The following is a 15,663-nucleotide window of genomic DNA, read 5'->3' as shown; positions in this document are numbered from 1 at the left end:
TGCCCGAGAAACGGACTCACCCACCATGGACACCCCCGACGACCCCCGAGTGCTCTACCAGCGCGCCCTGGACCAGCTGGAGCGGCTGTTCTCGGTGGTGACGCCCGAGCTGCTCACCGTGCCGACCCCGTGCAGCCGGTACGACCTGCGGGCACTGCTCAGCCACACCGTCGGCGGCGTCCACCGGATCGCCTACGTCGGCGAGGGCGGGCGGGCCGAGGAGGTGCCGTCCTGGGCCGAGGCGATCGGGGACGCCGAGTGGGCGGACGCCTTCATGCTGGCGCGGGCCCGGTTCACCGCCGCGTGGGCGGACGCCGCCGCGCTCGACCGGATCGCGGTGGTGCCGTGGGACGAACTCTCCGGCCGGGCCGCCCTCGCCGGGTACGTGGTGGAGGCCACCGCCCACTCCTGGGACATCGCGCAGGCCGTCGCCCCCGGCATCCCCCTCGACGAGCAGCTGGCGCACGCCTGCCTCCCGCTTGCCCGCCGCTTCGCGCCCGGTGAACGGCGGGGCGGCAGAGTGCCGTTCGCCGCGGTCCAGCCCGTCCCGCCCGGCGCCGACGCCTACATCCGCCTCGCCGGCTGGCTGGGCCGCCGGGTCTGACACCCCGGAGGTCCGGGGACGGGCGCCCGGCCCCGGGCCCCGTCCCCGCACCCGGGCCGGTGCGCCCGCTCCCGTCCGGTGCGGCTACTCCCGGCCGGCGGAGGTGAAGCTCATGTCGGCGTACCGGTCACCCGTCACCCGCCCGGCGATCGGCTCCAGCTCGACGAGCTCCTCCGGGCTCAGCCGCAGGGTCGCCGCCGCGGTGTTCTCGGCCAGCCGGGAGCGCTTGCGGGTCCCGGGAATCGGCACCACGGTGAGCCCGTGCACCTCGGCCCGCTGGTGCACCCAGGCGAGTGCCACCTGGGCCGCACTGACGCCCCGCTCGGCGGCGATCTTCTGGATCGGCTCGACCAGCGCCGCGTTCCGGGTCGCGTTGTCCCCGCTGAACTGCGGGTGCGCGCGCCGGTAGTCGCCCTCGGAGAGCTGCTCGGCGGCCTTGAACGACCCGGTCAGGAAGCCCCGCCCGAGCGGCGAGTACGGCACGAAGCCGACCCCGAGCTCGGCGGCGGCGGGCACGGCGGTGTGCTCGACGTCCCGGGAGAAGATCGACCACTCCGACTGGACGGCGGCGATCGGGTGCACGGCGTACGCCTCGCGCAGCTCGGCGCCGGTCACCTCGGACAGCCCGAGGTGCCGCACCTTCCCGGCCTCGACCAGCTCGGCCATCGCACCGACCGACTCGGCCAGCGGCACGTTCGGGTCACGGCGGTGCATGTAGTACAGGTCGATGACGTCCACCCCGAGGCGGCGCAGCGAGGCGTCCACGGCGGCGCGGATGTACGCGGGGTCGTTCCTGATGCCCCGGTAGGCGGGGTCGTCGGCACGGCGCTCGATGGCGAACTTGGTGGCGAGCACGACCTGGTCGCGGTTGGCGCGGATGAAGGCGCCGATCAGCTCCTCGTTGGCGCCGGAGCCGTAGATGTCGGCGGTGTCGAACAGGGTGACGCCGAGGTCGAGGGCGGCGTCCAGGGTGGCCAGCGCCTCCGTGGTGTCGGTCGGGCCGTAGAACTCACTCATGCCCATGCAGCCGAGGCCCTGGATGCCGACGACGGGGCCGTTGTTGCCGAGAACAGCGGTGGGGAGAGTCATGCGCTCTGCTTCTTCCTGTCGCTCTGATCGTGCTGGTCGTTCAGGTCGGTCAGGTCACCGTGGCCGTGCGGAGCGCACTGGTCGTGCCGGAGACCCGTATAGATGTTGATCTTGTAGTCGAGGACCGCGAGGGTCGCGTGCAGGTCCGCGATCTTCTGCCGGACCTCCTCGCGGTGCTCGATCAGGAGGTCGCGGCGGGCCTCGACGGTGTCGTCGCCGGCCCTGGCGAGCTCCACGTAGCGGAGCATGTCGGCCACCGGCATCCCGGTCAGCCGCAGCCGGTTGAGGAAGCCGAGCCGGCTCAGGTCCGCGTCGCTGTACCGGCGCTGGCCGGAGTACGAACGGTCGATCGGGTCCAGCAGGCCGATCCGCTCGTACCAGCGCAGGGTGTGGGCGGTCAGGCCGCTGGCCGAGGCGACCTCGCTGATGCTGTGCCGCGGGGTGCGGTCGGCCTGCGAACCCGTCGTGCGGTAGGCGTCGGAGCAGCTGGGCGAACCGGCTTCGAGCGGTGAAATCATTGCCATGGTGGCCCCCCGTCGTTCGGCGATGACTATGAAGCTACCGAGTTGGAGCGCACTCTAAGCAAGCCTCCCACCCGGCACTCCTGCCCGGCTGGTTAGAGTCGGCGCATGCAGAGCTTGCGGATGATCGAGGACTGGCCGGTGCCGAACGCGGCAACCGCCGTGGTACGTGGCGCGGACGGCGCCGTACTGGGTGAACACGGGCCCCGGGAGCGGCTGTTCCCGCTGGCGTCGGTGACCAAGCTGCTCACCTCGTACGCGGTGCTGGTCGCGGTCGAGGAGGGGGTGTTCGAACTGGACGACCCGGCGGGCCCCGCGGGTTCGACCGTCCGGCACCTGCTCGCGCACACCTCGGGCCTGGCCTTCGACGAGCACCGGACGATGGCCGAGCCCGGCAACCGGCGGCTCTACTCCAACGCCGGGTTCGACGTACTGGCCGACGCCCTGACCAAGGCCGCCGGGATCAACTTCGCGCAGTACGCCGCCGAGGCCGTGTTCGAGCCGCTGGGCATGCGGGCCACCCTGATCAACACCGCCCACCGCTCCCCGGCCGGCGCGGGCGGCCTCTCCACCCTGGCCGACCTGACCCGCTTCGCCGCCGAGCTGCAGGCGCCCACGCTGCTGGACCCGTCCACCGTGCGCGCGGCCACCCGCGAGGTCGCGTACCCGGGTCTGAGCGGTGTCCTGCCGGGCTTCGGGCACCGCCGTCCGAACGACTGGGGGCTCGGCTTCGAGATCCGCGGCGAGAAGTCGCCGCACTGGACCGGCACCGCCAACTCACCCGAGACTTTCGGCCACTTCGGCCAGTCGGGCACCTTCCTGTGGGTCGACCCGGCCGTCGGCGTCGCCTGTGTCGCCCTGACGGACCGGGACTTCGGGCCGTGGGCCGCCGAGGTCTGGCCGCAGTTCAACGACGCCGTCCTCGCCGAGCTGCGCGGCTGACCCGCCACCCGCCGGGCACCCGGATCCGGGCCGGCCGCCCCGACCGGCCCGGATCCGTCCCGTCGCCTCGGCGCTGTCCGCCTCGGCACCGTCAGGACACACCGGCCCCCGGCAGCCCGGAGCCGGACGCGGGCACCGAAGACACCGAGGGCCCCGAGGGCGGGACGGACGACGGCCCCGAGGCCGGTGCCGACGGCGAGCCGGGCGAGGCGCCGGAGGGTGACCCCGCAGGGGATCCGGACGGCGACCCCGACGGCGACCCGGACGGCGACGCGGACGGCGACGCCGACGGGGATCCGGACGAGGAGGGCGACGCCGACGTCGACGGCATCGCCGGCAGCGAGAAGACGTTTCCGGGCGTCACGATCCGGGTGATCTCCTCACCGAAGAGCGTCGAGTTCTCCGAACCCTGGTACCCCACATCGGTGTTGGTCAGCACCACCAGCGTGGCCTTGGCGGACGGCAGGTAGAGGACCAGGCTCTGGTAGCCGGGCAGCGACCCGTTGTGCCCGACCCATCCGTTGTCCACGAACACCCCGAGGCCGTACCCCGTGTTGGGGTAGCCGGTCGGCAGCGCCTGCATCCGCTGCGCCTGGGTGCCGGGGCTCAGCAGGGAGCCCGTGGCCAGGACCTGGGCCCAGGTCTGCAGATCGGCGAGGTTGGAGATCATGGCCCCGGCCGCCCACGCCCAGGACGGGTTCCAGTCGGTCGCGTCCACGATCGAACCGTTCGGCGTCTGGTTGGTGTAGCCGCGCGCGTGCGGCTCGGGGAACGACGCGTCGGTCGGGAAGACCGTGTGCTGCAGTCCGGCCGGGGCGATCACCTGCTGCTGCAGGTAGTCCTGGATCGACTGGCCACTGGCCTTCTCCACCACCATGCCGAGCAGCACGGTGTTGGTGTTGGAGTACTGGTACTGGCTCCCCGGGTCGAAGGACGCCGGGTGCTTGAAGCTGTACGCGAGCAGCTGCTGCGGCGTGAACGCCCTGGTCGGGGCAGAGGTCAGCAGGTTGACGAAGTCCTGGTCCGATGTGTACGGGTAGAGGCCGCTGCGCATCTGGGCCAGCTGCCGCAGGGTGATCCGGTCCCCGTTCGGCACACCGGTGACGTACTTGCCGATCGGATCGTCCAGGCCGACCTTGCCCGCGTCCACCAGGCGCAGCAGAGCGGTGACGGTGAAGGTCTTGGTCACGCTGCCGATCCGCATGTTCAGATCGGTCGTCATGGCCGTGTTGGTGCTGCGGTCGGCGACCCCGAACGCCTTCGTGTAGGTGCCGTTGCCCGGGATCGAGAGCCCGACGATCGCACCTGGCACGCTCGCCTTCTGGAGCACCCGGTTGATCGCCGCGTCGAGCCGCGCGGCCACCGCGGGGGACAGCTGCACCGCCGGGCTGCCGGAGCCCGACGCCGGTCCCGAGCTGAAGCCGGAGGAGTCCGGGGCGGCGGCCTCCAGTTCCGAGGTCCCGGAGCAGCCCGCGCCCGCGAGGAGAGCACCGACGGCGAGGACCGCCGTGGCTATCCTGCGTCGCGATCCGCGCACGCACCGTTGCTGGGAGGGGTCGGCCATGTCGAAACGCCTCTCTGGGCGGGAGTGGGGGAGACGGCCCGCGACTCGGCCCCGCGGTCGGGGCGGTACGGGCCATCGCCAACGTAAGTCGCCGCCCGACCGCCCGCGACGCCATCGCCCTCCCGCTGACCCGTTCGGTGCACCCCCCGGGGCCGAACGCCCTCCGCCGCCCCGACAACGGCCCCTCAGCGTCGGCCCCCCGGCACCGGCCCCTCGGCGCAGCGCCCCCGGCATCGGCCCCTCGGCGCAGCCGCTCAGCCGTAGGTCAGCGGCGAGTGCATCTCCCAGAGCAGCAGCTCCACCCCGTCGGGCCCCGCCGTCGGATCGGCGAACGCGTTGCCGGTGGCCCGGACGCTGTCGCCGGCCTCCATCGAACGCCCGCCGCCCTGCGGCCCCGGCACGGTCCGGTAGCCGAGCGAACCGACGGTCAGGTGCACGTACCGGTAGGGCGCCTGCGGCAGCGCGGGCAGCGGCTGCCACGGCCCGGCGGTGACCAGGTGGAGCGCGGCGTCGCTGCGGCGCAGCCTGAGCGCGGCGGTGTCGGCGTCCCGTTCCAGTCCGGAGGCGAGCAGGGTCAGCCCGTCCGCGGACGGCTCGACGCGGCGCAGCCCGTACGTCGGCGGGGTGTCGAAGGTGTCCGGCTGGAGCCACATCTGGACGAAGCGCACCGGCACCTCGGCCCCGCCGACGTTGCGCTCGGTGTGGCTGACGCCGGAGCCCGCGCTGAGGTGCTGGACCATGCCGGGGCGGACCACGCCCGCGTGGCCGTCGCTGTCCCGGTGGGCGAGGGCGCCCTCGACGACCCAGGTGAGGATCTCGGTGTCCCGGTGACGGTGCTCCTCGAAGCCGGCGCCGGGGGCCAGGGTCTCCTCGTTGCAGGCGAGCAGGGCACCGAAGTGGGTGTTCTTCGGGTCGTAGTGTCCGGCGAAGGAGAAGGCGTGCCGGGTCTCGATGCCTTCGGCCGGCGTGGAGCGGTAGCGCTCGGGTGCTCGGCGCAGGTCGGCACGGGGGCGGGTGGCGGCGTCAGTCACGCCTGACACCGTAGCGGGTGTGACCGGGGCCACCGTCGTAACCGGTGGGGGTGTGCACGAGCACCTACCGGCGTGAGGCAGGCTTGTCCTGTGCCAGCCGCTTCAGCGAATTCCGACAAGAAGTCCGGGGCCACGAAGGCCGTGCCTGCGAAGGCCACGACCGGCAACGCCGCCGCGCCCGGGCCAGAGCCCGAGGACACCGGGCCCGCGCAGGCTGCGGCGAAGGCCGCCGCCAAGGCGCCCGCCCGGACCACCGAGCGTGCGCGGAGCGGCCGCAGCGGCCGGCTGACGGCGCAGGAACGCAAACTCGCCGCCGAGCGGGCCGAGTTGCGTGCGGCGACGCTCAAGCGGCTGGAGAAGTCCTCGGGCAAGCTGGCCAGCGCCGCGATCGCGCGGATGGACGACCAGCTGGGCTGGTACCGGCGGATGCCGCCGGAGCACCGCTCCTGGATCGGCCTGGTCGCCCAGGCCGGCATCGCGGCCTTCACCGAGTGGTACCGCCACCCGGAGGCCCCGCAGGCGATCAGCACGGACGTCTTCGGCACCGCCCCGCGCGAGCTGACCAGGGCGATCACCCTGCGGCAGACCGTGGAGCTGATCCGCACCACCATCGAGGTGATGGAGGAGGCGATCGAGGAGGTGGCCGCCCCCGGCGACGAGGCCGGGATGCGCGAGTCGGTCCTGGTCTACGCCCGGGAGATCGCCTTCGCCACCGCCCAGGTCTACGCGCAGGCCGCGGAGGCCCGCGGCGCCTGGGACGCGCGCCTCGAGGCGCTGGTCGTCAACTCGCTGCTCTCCGGTGACGCGGACGAGGGAGTCCTCTCCCGCGCGGCCGCGCTGGGCTGGGGTCAGCCGAGCCAGGTCCGGGTGGTGATGGGCAGCGCCCCGGACGGGGACAGCGAGCTGGTGGTGGAGGCGATCCGCCGGGCCGCCAGGTACGCCAAGCTGCACGTGCTGACCGGTGTGCTGGGCAAGCGCCTGGTCGTGGTGGTCGGCGGCGACAAGGAGCCGGTGCACGCCGCGCGGGCGCTGATCGGCCAGTTCGCGCCGGGCCCGGTGGTGGTCGGCCCGACCGTGCCCGACCTGCTCTCGGCGACCAGGTCCGCGCACGCCGCGGCGGCCGGCCTGCGGGCCTGTGCGGCCTGGCCGGACGCCCCGCGTCCGGTCCTGGCGGACGACCTGCTGCCCGAGCGGGCGCTGGCCGGTGACCGGGCCGCGCGGCGGCAGCTGGTGGAGGAGATCTACACACCGCTGGACGAGGCGGGCTCGGCTCTGCTGGAGACGCTGAGTGTCTACCTCGAACAGGCCTCCTCGTTGGAGGGGGCCGCCAGGATGCTCTTCGTCCACCCGAACACCGTGCGCTACCGGCTGCGACGTGTGACCGACGTCACCGGCTATGCTCCGTCCGACGTACGGTCGGCGTTCACCCTGCGCATCGCCCTTGCGTTGGGCCGTCTCGGATCGGTCGCCGAACAGGGCTGACCCCGCCCTGTAGGGACTCCACAATCCCGCGTGCTTTTCTTCGTTACCGTCGCCTACCCGCCCCCGGGTGCCTGGCGAGAGAGGGTTGAACCGTGCTCGTAATCGTTGCCCCTGGACAGGGTGCCCAGACTCCCGGCTTCCTCAGCCCCTGGCTGGAGCTGCCCGGCGTGGCCGACCGGCTTCAGCGCTGGTCCGCCGTGGCCGGGCTCGACCTGGTCCGCTTCGGCACCGAGGCGGGCGAGGAGGAGATCAAGGACACCGCCGTCGCCCAGCCGCTGCTGGTCGCGGCCGGCCTGCTCACCGCCCGTGCCCTGTTCCCCGACGAGACCGAGGCCCGCAGGCTGGTCGGCGCGGTCGCAGGCCACAGCGTCGGTGAGATCACCGCTGCCGCCGGTGCCGGTGTGCTGAGCGCGCACGACGCGCTGACCTTCGTCCGCGAGCGCAGCCTGGCCATGGCCGAGGCCGCCGCCGCGACCGCGACCGGGATGGCCGCGCTGCTCGGCGGTGACGCCGAGGCGGTCGCCGCGAAGCTGGCCGAGCACGGTCTGACGGCCGCCAACAACAACGGTGGCGGGCAGATCGTCGCGGCCGGCACGCTGGAGCAGCTGGCCGCGCTCAAGGCCGACCCGCCGGCCGGTGCCCGGCTGATCCCGCTCAAGGTGGCCGGTGCCTTCCACACCGAGCACATGGCCCCGGGCGTGGAGCGCCTCGGCAAGCTGGCGCCCACCCTGACGGTGTCCGACCCCGCGGTTTCGTACGTCTCCAACAAGGACGGCGAGGTCGTCAAGACCGGTGCCGAGGTCCTGGCCCGTCTGGTCTCCCAGGTGTCCAACCCGGTCCGCTGGGACCTGTGCATGGAGACCCTGAAGCAGCTCGGCGCCACCGCCGTCATCGAGCTCGCTCCGGCCGGCACCCTCACCAACCTGGTCAAGCGCAACATCAAGGGTGTGGCGACGCTGGCCCTCAAGACCCCCGCCGATCTCGACAAGGCGCGTGCGCTGGTCGCGGAGCACGGCGGTCAGGAGCACAACGCATGATCACCCCGCAGATCCGCCCCTCGACCGGCGCCGCGTACTCGCGGATCCACGGAGTGGGCGGCTACCGTCCGGTCCGGGTGATCCCGAACGCCGAGGTGCTGAACTGGATCGACTCCTCCGACGAGTGGATCCGCACCCGCAGCGGGATCGCCGAGCGCCGCTGGGCGGGCCCGGAGGAGACCGTCACCGAGATGTCGGTGCAGGCGGCCGGCAAGGCGATCGCCCAGGCCGGGATCGCCCCCGAGCAGATCGGCGGTGTGATCGTCGCCACCGTCTCGCACCTCAAGCAGACCCCGGCCGTCGCCACCGAGATCGCCGAGCGGCTCGGCTGCGGCACCGCCCCGGCCTTCGACATCTCGGCCGCCTGCGCCGGCTTCGGCTACGGTCTGAGCCTGGCGGACGGCATGGTGCGCGGCGGCAGCGCCGGGTACGTGCTGGTGATCGGCGTGGAGCGGCTCAGCGACCTGACCGACACCTCGGACCGCTCGACCGCCTTCATCTTCGGTGACGGCGCGGGCGCGGCCGTCGTCGGTCCGTCCGACACCCCCGGGATCGGCAAGGTCGTCTGGGGCGCGGACGGCTCGCAGAAGGACGTCATCTCGCAGACCCAGGCGTGGGACACCGCCTTCGCCAAGGACGACGCCGTCAACGGCGCCGGTGACGAGGCGAGGTGGCCCGCGCTGCGGATGGAGGGCCAGACGGTCTTCCGCTGGGCCGTGTGGGAGATGGCCAAGGTCGCCCAGCAGGCGCTGGACGCCGCCGGGATCACCGCCGACCAGCTCGGTGCGTTCATCCCGCACCAGGCCAACATGCGGATCACCGATGCCATGATCAAGGCGCTCAAGCTGCCTGATTCGGTCCCGGTGGCCCGCGACATCGTCGAGACCGGCAACACCTCCGCGGCCTCCATTCCGCTCGCGATGGAGCGGATGCTGGAGGCCGGTGAGGCGAAGAGCGGAGACCTCGCGCTGATCATCGGTTTCGGGGCGGGTCTGGTCTACGCGGCGGCAGTCGTTACTCTCCCCTAGGCAACATCACCGCCAGTTGCACCACCGTGACCCGCACCCGTGGGCACGGCACGGAAAACCTGCCGACTGTCCACCGGACAGTGGGCCAGCCACAGTGAAGAGGAGCAGCCGATATGGCTACCAAGGACGAGGTCCTGGAAGGTCTCGCTGAGATCGTCAACGAGATCGCAGGCATCCCGGCCGAGGACGTCGAGCTCGACAAGTCCTTCACCGACGACCTGGACGTCGACTCGCTGTCCATGGTCGAGGTCGTCGTCGCCGCCGAGGAGCGCTTCGAGGTGAAGATCCCGGACGACAAGGTCAAGGACCTGAAGACCGTCGGCGACGCCGTGGACTACATCCTCGCCAACGCCGCCTGATCACCCTTCGGTCCCCGCGACCGAATCGGGCCGGCCGGGGGCCCGCCCGGGCCGCCCCGCCCCCCCCCGCGCACAACCACCCCACCTCCCCCCACCCCGCCCCCACAGAGCGGGGCGGCGGCGCGCGGGGTCCCCGGGCGGGCACCGGGGGCGGGGGGCGCGGGGTCCCCGGGCCCCCCCGGCGGGGGGCTGGGGGGCCCCCGACCGGGGGCCCGCCCCCGGGGGGGGGGGGCCCCCCGGCGGCCCCGGCCCCCCCACCCCCGGTCCCTTCCTCGGACCGGTCCCCCTCCCGGCCACGTCCTCGGCCCGCCCACCCTCCCCGCACAACGTGAGAGAAGAAGAAACCAGTGACCGCTGAAAATCGCACCGTGGTCGTCACAGGTATCGGCGCCTTCACGCCGCTGGGCGGCACCGCCGCCTCGTTCTGGGAGGGCCTGCTCGAGGGCCGTTCCGGTGTGGTCGAGCTGACCGAGGAGTGGGCCGCCGACCTGCCCGTCCGGATCGCCGCGCGCACCGCGGTGGAGCCGGGCGAGATCCTCCCCCGTCCGCTGGCCCGCAAGCTGGACCGCTCGGCGCAGTTCGCGGTGATCGCGGCCCGCGAGGCCTGGGCCGACGCCGGCTACGAGACCCCCGCCACCGACGAGTCGTCCAAGCTGACGCCCGAGCGCCTCGGCACCGTGATCGCCTCCGGCATCGGCGGCGTGACCACCCTGCTCGACCAGTACGACGTGCTGAAGGAGAAGGGCGTCCGCAAGGTCTCCCCGCACACCGTCCCGATGCTGATGCCCAACTCCCCGGCGGCCAACGTCGGTCTGGAGGTCGGCGCCCGCGCGGGTGTGCACACCCCCGTCTCCGCCTGTGCCTCCGGCGCCGAGGCGATCGGCTACGCGATCGAGATGATCCGCAGCGGCCGCGCCGACGTCGTGGTGGCCGGCGGCACCGAGGCGGCGATCCACCCGCTGCCGATCGTCGCGTTCGCCAACATGATGGCGATGTCCAAGAACAACGAGGAGCCGCAGCGCGCCTCCCGCCCGTACGACAAGGCCCGGGACGGCTTCGTGCTGGGCGAGGGTGCCGGCGTGGTCGTGCTGGAGTCGGCCGAGCACGCCGCCGCCCGCGGCGCCCGGGTGTACTGCGAGGCCGTCGGCCAGGGCCTGTCCTCCGACGCCCACCACATCGCGCAGCCGGAGCCGACCGGTGCCGGTATCGCCCAGGCGCTGGCCGGCCTGTTCGCGCAGACCGACCTGGACAAGGCCGACGTGGTGCACGTCAACGCGCACGCCACCTCGACCCCGCAGGGCGATGTCGCCGAGATCAAGGCGCTGCGCAAGGAGCTCGGCGAGCACGTCGACCACATCGCCGTCTCGGCCACCAAGTCGATGACCGGCCACCTGCTGGGCGGCGCCGGCGGCATCGAGACCGTCGCCACCGTGCTCGCGCTGTACAACCGCCTCGCCCCGCCGACCGTCAACGTCGACGACCTGGACGACGAGGTCGACGCGGACATCGTGCGCGGCGAACCCCGTAAGCTCCCCGAGGGCCGGATCGCCGCGCTGAACAACTCGTTCGGCTTCGGCGGCCACAACGTGGTCCTCGCCTTCCGCACCGTCTGACGCGCCGCACGCCTCGGGGGCGCGGGGTCCCGTCCGGTCGGACGGGGCGCCGCGCCCCCGAGGCGTGCACGGCCGCCGCCGAGCGGCCGTCCCGGCGCGACGGCTAGACCACCTGGTGCAGCCAGCGGACCGGGGCACCCTCGCCCGCGTAGCGGAAGGGTTCGAGCTCGTCGTCCCAGGGCTTGCCGAGCAGCCGTGCCACCTCGGCCTCCAGGTCGCTGCCCTCGGTCTTGGCCCGCAGCAGGACGGCCCGCAGCCGGTCCTCCGGAATCAGGATGTCGCCGTGCATCCCGGTGACGGCGTGGAAGATGCCGAGTGCGGGCGTGCTGCTGTAGCGCTCGCCCTCGGCGGTGGCGCAGGGCTCGCTGGTCACCTCGTAGCGGATCAACTGCCAGCCGCGCAGGGCGGATGCCAGCTTCGACGCGGTGCCGGGCTCACCCTGCCAGGAGAACTCGGTACGCCAGTGACCGGGCGCGGCCGGCTGGCGGATCCAGTCGAGGCTGACCCGCACACCGAGCACGCCCGCGACCGCCCACTCGACGTGCGGGCACAGCGCGCGGGGCGCGGAGTGGACGTACAGGACTCCACGTGTCGTCACCGGGACCTCCAGGCTGTGGACGAGGGTCGCCTTCCCCAGCTGCCTCGTACCCGCCACCGGTCCTGTCTCACTGCGTGACCAGTTCCTGCCCCCGTGGCGCCCGACTTGTTCGACATTAGGTCATCAAGTTGAGCAAAACGGACAAGCTCTCGCTCAATGCTAGCCAGATCCGCCACGAGGTCTACCCCTCCTCCGGATCTCTCCCCCGAACGGCCCCATCCAGAACGGATCAACCGTATCCGCCGCACGCCGCAACGAGTGTGACCGGCCGTCGAAACGGCCGGTTCCTTGCGCAGACGCGCGCGGACACGCACCGCCGCACACCCGGGGCGCACACCCACCGGCACGGCCGGGGCGCCCCCGCGGAGACGAGTCCGCGGGGGCGCCCCGGCGTCCGACGCATCGTCAGGACGTCAGCCTGACCACCATCTTGCCGGTGTTGTCACCGCGCAGCAGGCCGATGAAGGCCTCGGCAGCGTTCTCCACGCCCTCCACCACGGTCTCGTCGTAGTGCAGGCTGCCGTCCTTCAGCCAGCCCGCCATCTCGGCGACGAACTGCGACTGGAGCGCGGCGTGGTCGCCGACCAGCATGCCCTGCAGGCGCAGCCGCTTCCCGATGGCCTGCACGAGGTTGCGCGGGCCCTCGGGGGCTCCGGTGGAGTTGTACTGCGAGATCGCGCCGCAGAGGGTGGCCCGGCCGTGCACCTTGAGGGCGGAGATGGCGGCCTCCAGGTGGTCGCCGCCGACGTTGTCGAAGTAGACGTCGATGCCCTCGGGCGCCGCCTCGGTCAGCTGGTCGTGGACCGGGCCGTCCTTGTAGTTGAAGGCGGCGTCGAAGCCGTAGTCGTCCACCAGCTTGGCGACCTTCTCGGCCGAGCCGGCCGAACCGATCACCCGGGCGGCGCCCCTGAGCCTGGCGATCTGGCCGACCAGCGAGCCGACCGCGCCCGCCGCGCCGGAGACGAAGACGGTGTCGCCCGGCTTGAAGCTCGCGACCTCCAGCAGTCCGGCGTAGGCGGTCAGTCCGGGCATGCCGAGGATGCCCAGGTAGTAGGAGAGCGGGGCCAGCTCGGGGTCGACCTTGACCGCGCGGGCGGCGTCCACGGTGGCGTACTCGCGCCAGCCGAGGCCGTGCAGCACCGCGTCGCCCACCTCGAAGCCCTCCGCCTGCGAGGCCACCACGTAGCCGACCGCGCCGCCGTCCATCACCGCACCGAGCTCGAACGGCGGGACGTAGGACCGCACGTCGTTCATCCGGCCGCGCATGTAGGGGTCGACCGACAGGTACGCGTTGCGGACCAGAACCTCGCCCGGACCCGGCTGCCGGACCTCGGCCTCGACCAGGGCGAAGTCGGTCGGCTTCGGCCAGCCCTCCGGCCGGGCCGCCAGCCGCCACTCGCGGCCGGTGGTGGGCACTGCCTGCTCCGTTGCTGCCTGCTCTGACATGGATGCACTCCCTCGGACCGAGTCGTCCCCGGACATGAACTGGTCGACCTGAAAGGTTGACCTACTAAAGCAATCGTGGACATGAAAGGTTCATGTTGTCAACTTTTCAGCTAGACTCGGAAGCATGGAGATGCAACCGAATCCGGTCGCCCCGCCGCCCGCCGACGCGATCACCCGCGAGGTCGTGGACCTCATGGCGAGCCTGGTCGCGCTCTTCCACCGGGAGTACGAAGAGGCCGCCGCCGCCCGGTCCCTCACCGGCGCCCAGGCGAAGGTGCTCGCGCTGCTGAGACGCGGCCCGATGCCGATGCGCCACATCGCCCAGACCCTGAGCTGCGAGCCATCCAACATCACCGGCATCGTGGACCGGCTGGAGAACCGCGGGTTCGTCACCCGGGAGGCCGATCCGCAGGACCGCCGGGTCAAGCTGGTCGCCGCCACCGGGACCGGCAAGGACGCCTCCGAGGAACTGCGCGAGTCGCTCAACTTCGCCCGCGAGCCGCTGGCCGCCCTCGCCGAGGACGAGCGGGCCCAGCTCCGCGACCTGCTGCGCCGGATGCTCGAAGGCGCGGGACCGGATTCCGCCGCCGGTTCGGACAGCACCCCGGAGCACGACCCGTCCTGACGCGGCCTCACCCCAGGGGGGACCACGGACACCCGGTTCCCCCTTGCTAGGGTGCGCACTCGTGTAACCGGACGCCTCGCCGAACCGTCTTTCTGGTGAGAGCCGCACCAGACTGCCGAACTCCCCGGGCTGCCGTACAGAGAGCGCTGATGATGACCGACGCCAAGAGCCGTCCCCCGAAGGGCGCGCCCGCTTCCCTCAGAGTGCGACTCGCCCGTGCCGCCGGTGCCACGGCCGCCGTCCTGGTCCTGGCCACCGCCGGCGGCGGCGCCTGGTTCTACTGGCACATCGACCACAACATCAGCACCTTCGATGCGGGTGGCATCGCCCCCAGCCGACCGCCGGCCGCCGCCCCCGCACCCGGCGGCGGACGCCCGGTCAACGTCCTGCTGCTCGGCTCCGACACCCGGGACAACGGCAACGACTCGCTCGGCGGCGGTGACATCGGCGTCGGCCACTCCGACACCGCGATGCTGCTGCACATCTACGGCGACCACCGGCACGCCGTCGCGGTGTCGATACCCCGCGACACCCTGGTGACAATCCCGCCGTGCAAGCTGCAGAGCGGAAAGTGGACAGCCTCGCACGCCAACCAGATGTTCAACTCGGCCTTCACCATAGGCGAGTTCCCACAGGGCAACCCCGCCTGCACCCAGAACACCGTCGAGGCGCTCACCGGCCTGCGCGTCGACCACACCGTGGTGGTGGACTTCAAGGGCTTCTCCGCGATGACCGACGCCGTGCACGGCGTGGACGTCTGCGTCCCCAACGACGTGGACTCGTACGGGATAAAGCTGACCAAGGGCCGCCAGACCCTCTCCGGGCAGCAGGCACTGGACTACGTCCGGGCCCGGCACGGTTTCGGCGACGGCTCCGACATAGGCCGGGTGAAGCGCCAGCAGGCCTTCGTCGCCTCGCTCATCAAGAAGGTCCAGTCCGAGGGCCTCAATCCGGCCACCCTGCTCCCGCTGGCCGACGCCGCCACCAAGTCGCTGACCGTCGACCCGGGGCTCGGTACGGCGATGAAGCTCGCCGACTTCGCGCAGTCGCTGCAGAACATCAAGCTGCAGGACATCAACTTCGTCACCGTGCCCTGGCGTTACTCGGGCGAGCGGGTGGCGCTGGTCCACCCCGACGCCGAGCAGCTCTGGAACCTCCTCCGGCAGGACGACACCCTCGACGGCCACAGCACCGGCCAGCTCGCCGCGGGCCCGTCCTCCACCGCCTCCTCGGCCGCCCCGTCCACCTCACCGTCCACCTCACCGTCCGCCGGTCCGTCCAGCTCGCCGTCCGCCGCCGGTGCCGATCTGCCGGTGACCGTCGTCAACGGCTCCCGGACCGGCGGACTCGCCAGGCAGGCCGGCGACGCCCTCAAGGCGAAGGGCTACCGGAACATCACCCTCGGCGCCGACACCACCGGCCGCGGCACCACCCTGGTCACGTACGCCCCGGACCGGCAGAGTGGCGCCGAACAGCTCGCCCAGTACTTCCCCGGCGCGGAGCTCCGGGCGGACCCCTCCGCCGACGGCGTCACCGTCACCCTCGGCCGGGACTACGCGCCGGACGGCACCGTCTCCGCCGCCCCGAGCGCACTGCCCACCACCATCCCGACCACCATCGCCGACAACACCCGCGCCGCCGACAGCGACCTCTGCTCCAACCTCTCCTTCGGCTGACCCCAGGGGTGCGGGGGAACCGCGCACACCGGCGCCCACGACGGCGTG

General features: G+C 72.6%; 15 protein-coding genes. 9 read left to right on the top strand and 6 right to left on the bottom strand.

Annotated elements, in window-relative coordinates; genetic code table 11:
- The first annotated feature begins 25 nt into the window (after positions 1–25).
- On the top strand, positions 26–604 hold the full coding sequence (locus ACFC1R_RS08185) for a TIGR03086 family metal-binding protein (RefSeq protein ID WP_375934600.1): 579 nt from the start codon (positions 26–28) through the stop codon (positions 602–604).
- Positions 605–688: 84 nt separating this feature from the next.
- Here ACFC1R_RS08185 and ACFC1R_RS08180 read toward each other — a convergent pair whose 3' ends face one another.
- Together ACFC1R_RS08180 and ACFC1R_RS08175 are read right to left on the bottom strand one after the other, a co-directional pair.
- Positions 689–1,693, bottom strand: a complete 1,005-nt coding sequence (locus tag ACFC1R_RS08180; RefSeq protein WP_375934597.1) for an aldo/keto reductase — start codon at positions 1,691–1,693, stop codon at positions 689–691.
- On the bottom strand, positions 1,690–2,217 hold the full coding sequence (locus ACFC1R_RS08175) for a MerR family transcriptional regulator (protein ID WP_375934594.1): 528 nt from the start codon (positions 2,215–2,217) through the stop codon (positions 1,690–1,692). Before ACFC1R_RS08175 ends, ACFC1R_RS08180 begins: the two co-directional genes overlap by 4 nt.
- A 105-nt stretch (positions 2,218–2,322) precedes the next feature.
- Here ACFC1R_RS08175 and ACFC1R_RS08170 point away from each other — a divergent pair, with 105 nt between their 5' ends.
- Positions 2,323–3,156, top strand: a complete 834-nt coding sequence (locus ACFC1R_RS08170; RefSeq protein WP_375934591.1) for a serine hydrolase domain-containing protein — start codon at positions 2,323–2,325, stop codon at positions 3,154–3,156.
- 91 nt (positions 3,157–3,247) lie between these two features.
- Here the strand turns inward: ACFC1R_RS08170 and ACFC1R_RS08165 are convergent, their stop codons facing one another.
- Positions 3,248–4,693, bottom strand: a complete 1,446-nt coding sequence (locus ACFC1R_RS08165) for a serine hydrolase domain-containing protein (RefSeq protein ID WP_375934588.1) — start codon at positions 4,691–4,693, stop codon at positions 3,248–3,250.
- 281 nt (positions 4,694–4,974) lie between these two features.
- Positions 4,975–5,751: a pirin family protein gene (locus ACFC1R_RS08160; RefSeq protein WP_375934585.1), complete on the bottom strand. Its 777-nt coding sequence runs from the start codon at positions 5,749–5,751 to the stop codon at positions 4,975–4,977.
- Positions 5,752–6,036: 285 nt separating this feature from the next.
- Here ACFC1R_RS08160 and ACFC1R_RS08155 point away from each other — a divergent pair, with 285 nt between their 5' ends.
- The 5 genes from ACFC1R_RS08155 (at position 6,037) to ACFC1R_RS08135 (ending at position 11,270) form a co-directional block, all read left to right on the top strand.
- Entirely contained in the window at positions 6,037–7,233 is a 1,197-nt protein-coding gene (locus tag ACFC1R_RS08155) for a PucR family transcriptional regulator (protein WP_045304340.1), read from the top strand.
- A 92-nt stretch (positions 7,234–7,325) separates the two neighbouring features.
- Positions 7,326–8,270: an ACP S-malonyltransferase gene (locus ACFC1R_RS08150; protein ID WP_375934582.1), complete on the top strand. Its 945-nt coding sequence runs from the start codon at positions 7,326–7,328 to the stop codon at positions 8,268–8,270.
- Complete coding sequence (locus tag ACFC1R_RS08145) at positions 8,270–9,298, top strand: beta-ketoacyl-ACP synthase III (RefSeq protein ID WP_375934894.1); 1,029 nt, start codon at positions 8,270–8,272, stop codon at positions 9,296–9,298. Before ACFC1R_RS08150 ends, ACFC1R_RS08145 begins: the two co-directional genes overlap by 1 nt.
- Positions 9,299–9,411: 113 nt before the next feature.
- Positions 9,412–9,657, top strand: coding sequence for an acyl carrier protein (locus tag ACFC1R_RS08140; protein WP_045304310.1), 246 nt, complete (start codon positions 9,412–9,414; stop codon positions 9,655–9,657).
- Between the two features lie 347 nt (positions 9,658–10,004).
- Positions 10,005–11,270, top strand: coding sequence for a beta-ketoacyl-[acyl-carrier-protein] synthase family protein (locus tag ACFC1R_RS08135; RefSeq protein WP_375934579.1), 1,266 nt, complete (start codon positions 10,005–10,007; stop codon positions 11,268–11,270).
- 103 nt (positions 11,271–11,373) lie between these two features.
- Here the strand turns inward: ACFC1R_RS08135 and ACFC1R_RS08130 are convergent, their stop codons facing one another.
- Together ACFC1R_RS08130 and ACFC1R_RS08125 are read right to left on the bottom strand one after the other, a co-directional pair.
- Entirely contained in the window at positions 11,374–11,868 is a 495-nt protein-coding gene (locus ACFC1R_RS08130) for a DUF3145 domain-containing protein (RefSeq protein ID WP_045306491.1), read from the bottom strand.
- A 405-nt stretch (positions 11,869–12,273) separates the two neighbouring features.
- Positions 12,274–13,314, bottom strand: a complete 1,041-nt coding sequence (locus ACFC1R_RS08125) for an NADP-dependent oxidoreductase (protein WP_375934576.1) — start codon at positions 13,312–13,314, stop codon at positions 12,274–12,276.
- A 124-nt stretch (positions 13,315–13,438) separates the two neighbouring features.
- Here ACFC1R_RS08125 and ACFC1R_RS08120 point away from each other — a divergent pair, with 124 nt between their 5' ends.
- Together ACFC1R_RS08120 and ACFC1R_RS08115 are read left to right on the top strand one after the other, a co-directional pair.
- Entirely contained in the window at positions 13,439–13,939 is a 501-nt protein-coding gene (locus ACFC1R_RS08120; RefSeq protein WP_375934573.1) for a MarR family winged helix-turn-helix transcriptional regulator, read from the top strand.
- A 149-nt stretch (positions 13,940–14,088) separates the two neighbouring features.
- On the top strand, positions 14,089–15,615 hold the full coding sequence (locus ACFC1R_RS08115; protein ID WP_375934570.1) for an LCP family protein: 1,527 nt from the start codon (positions 14,089–14,091) through the stop codon (positions 15,613–15,615).
- The last annotated feature ends 48 nt before the right edge of the window (positions 15,616–15,663 follow it).

Source organism: Kitasatospora sp. NPDC056138, from assembly GCF_042264695.1.
Lineage (GTDB): Bacteria > Actinomycetota > Actinomycetes > Streptomycetales > Streptomycetaceae > Kitasatospora.
This window is presented reverse-complemented; position numbering and strand designations above follow the sequence as displayed.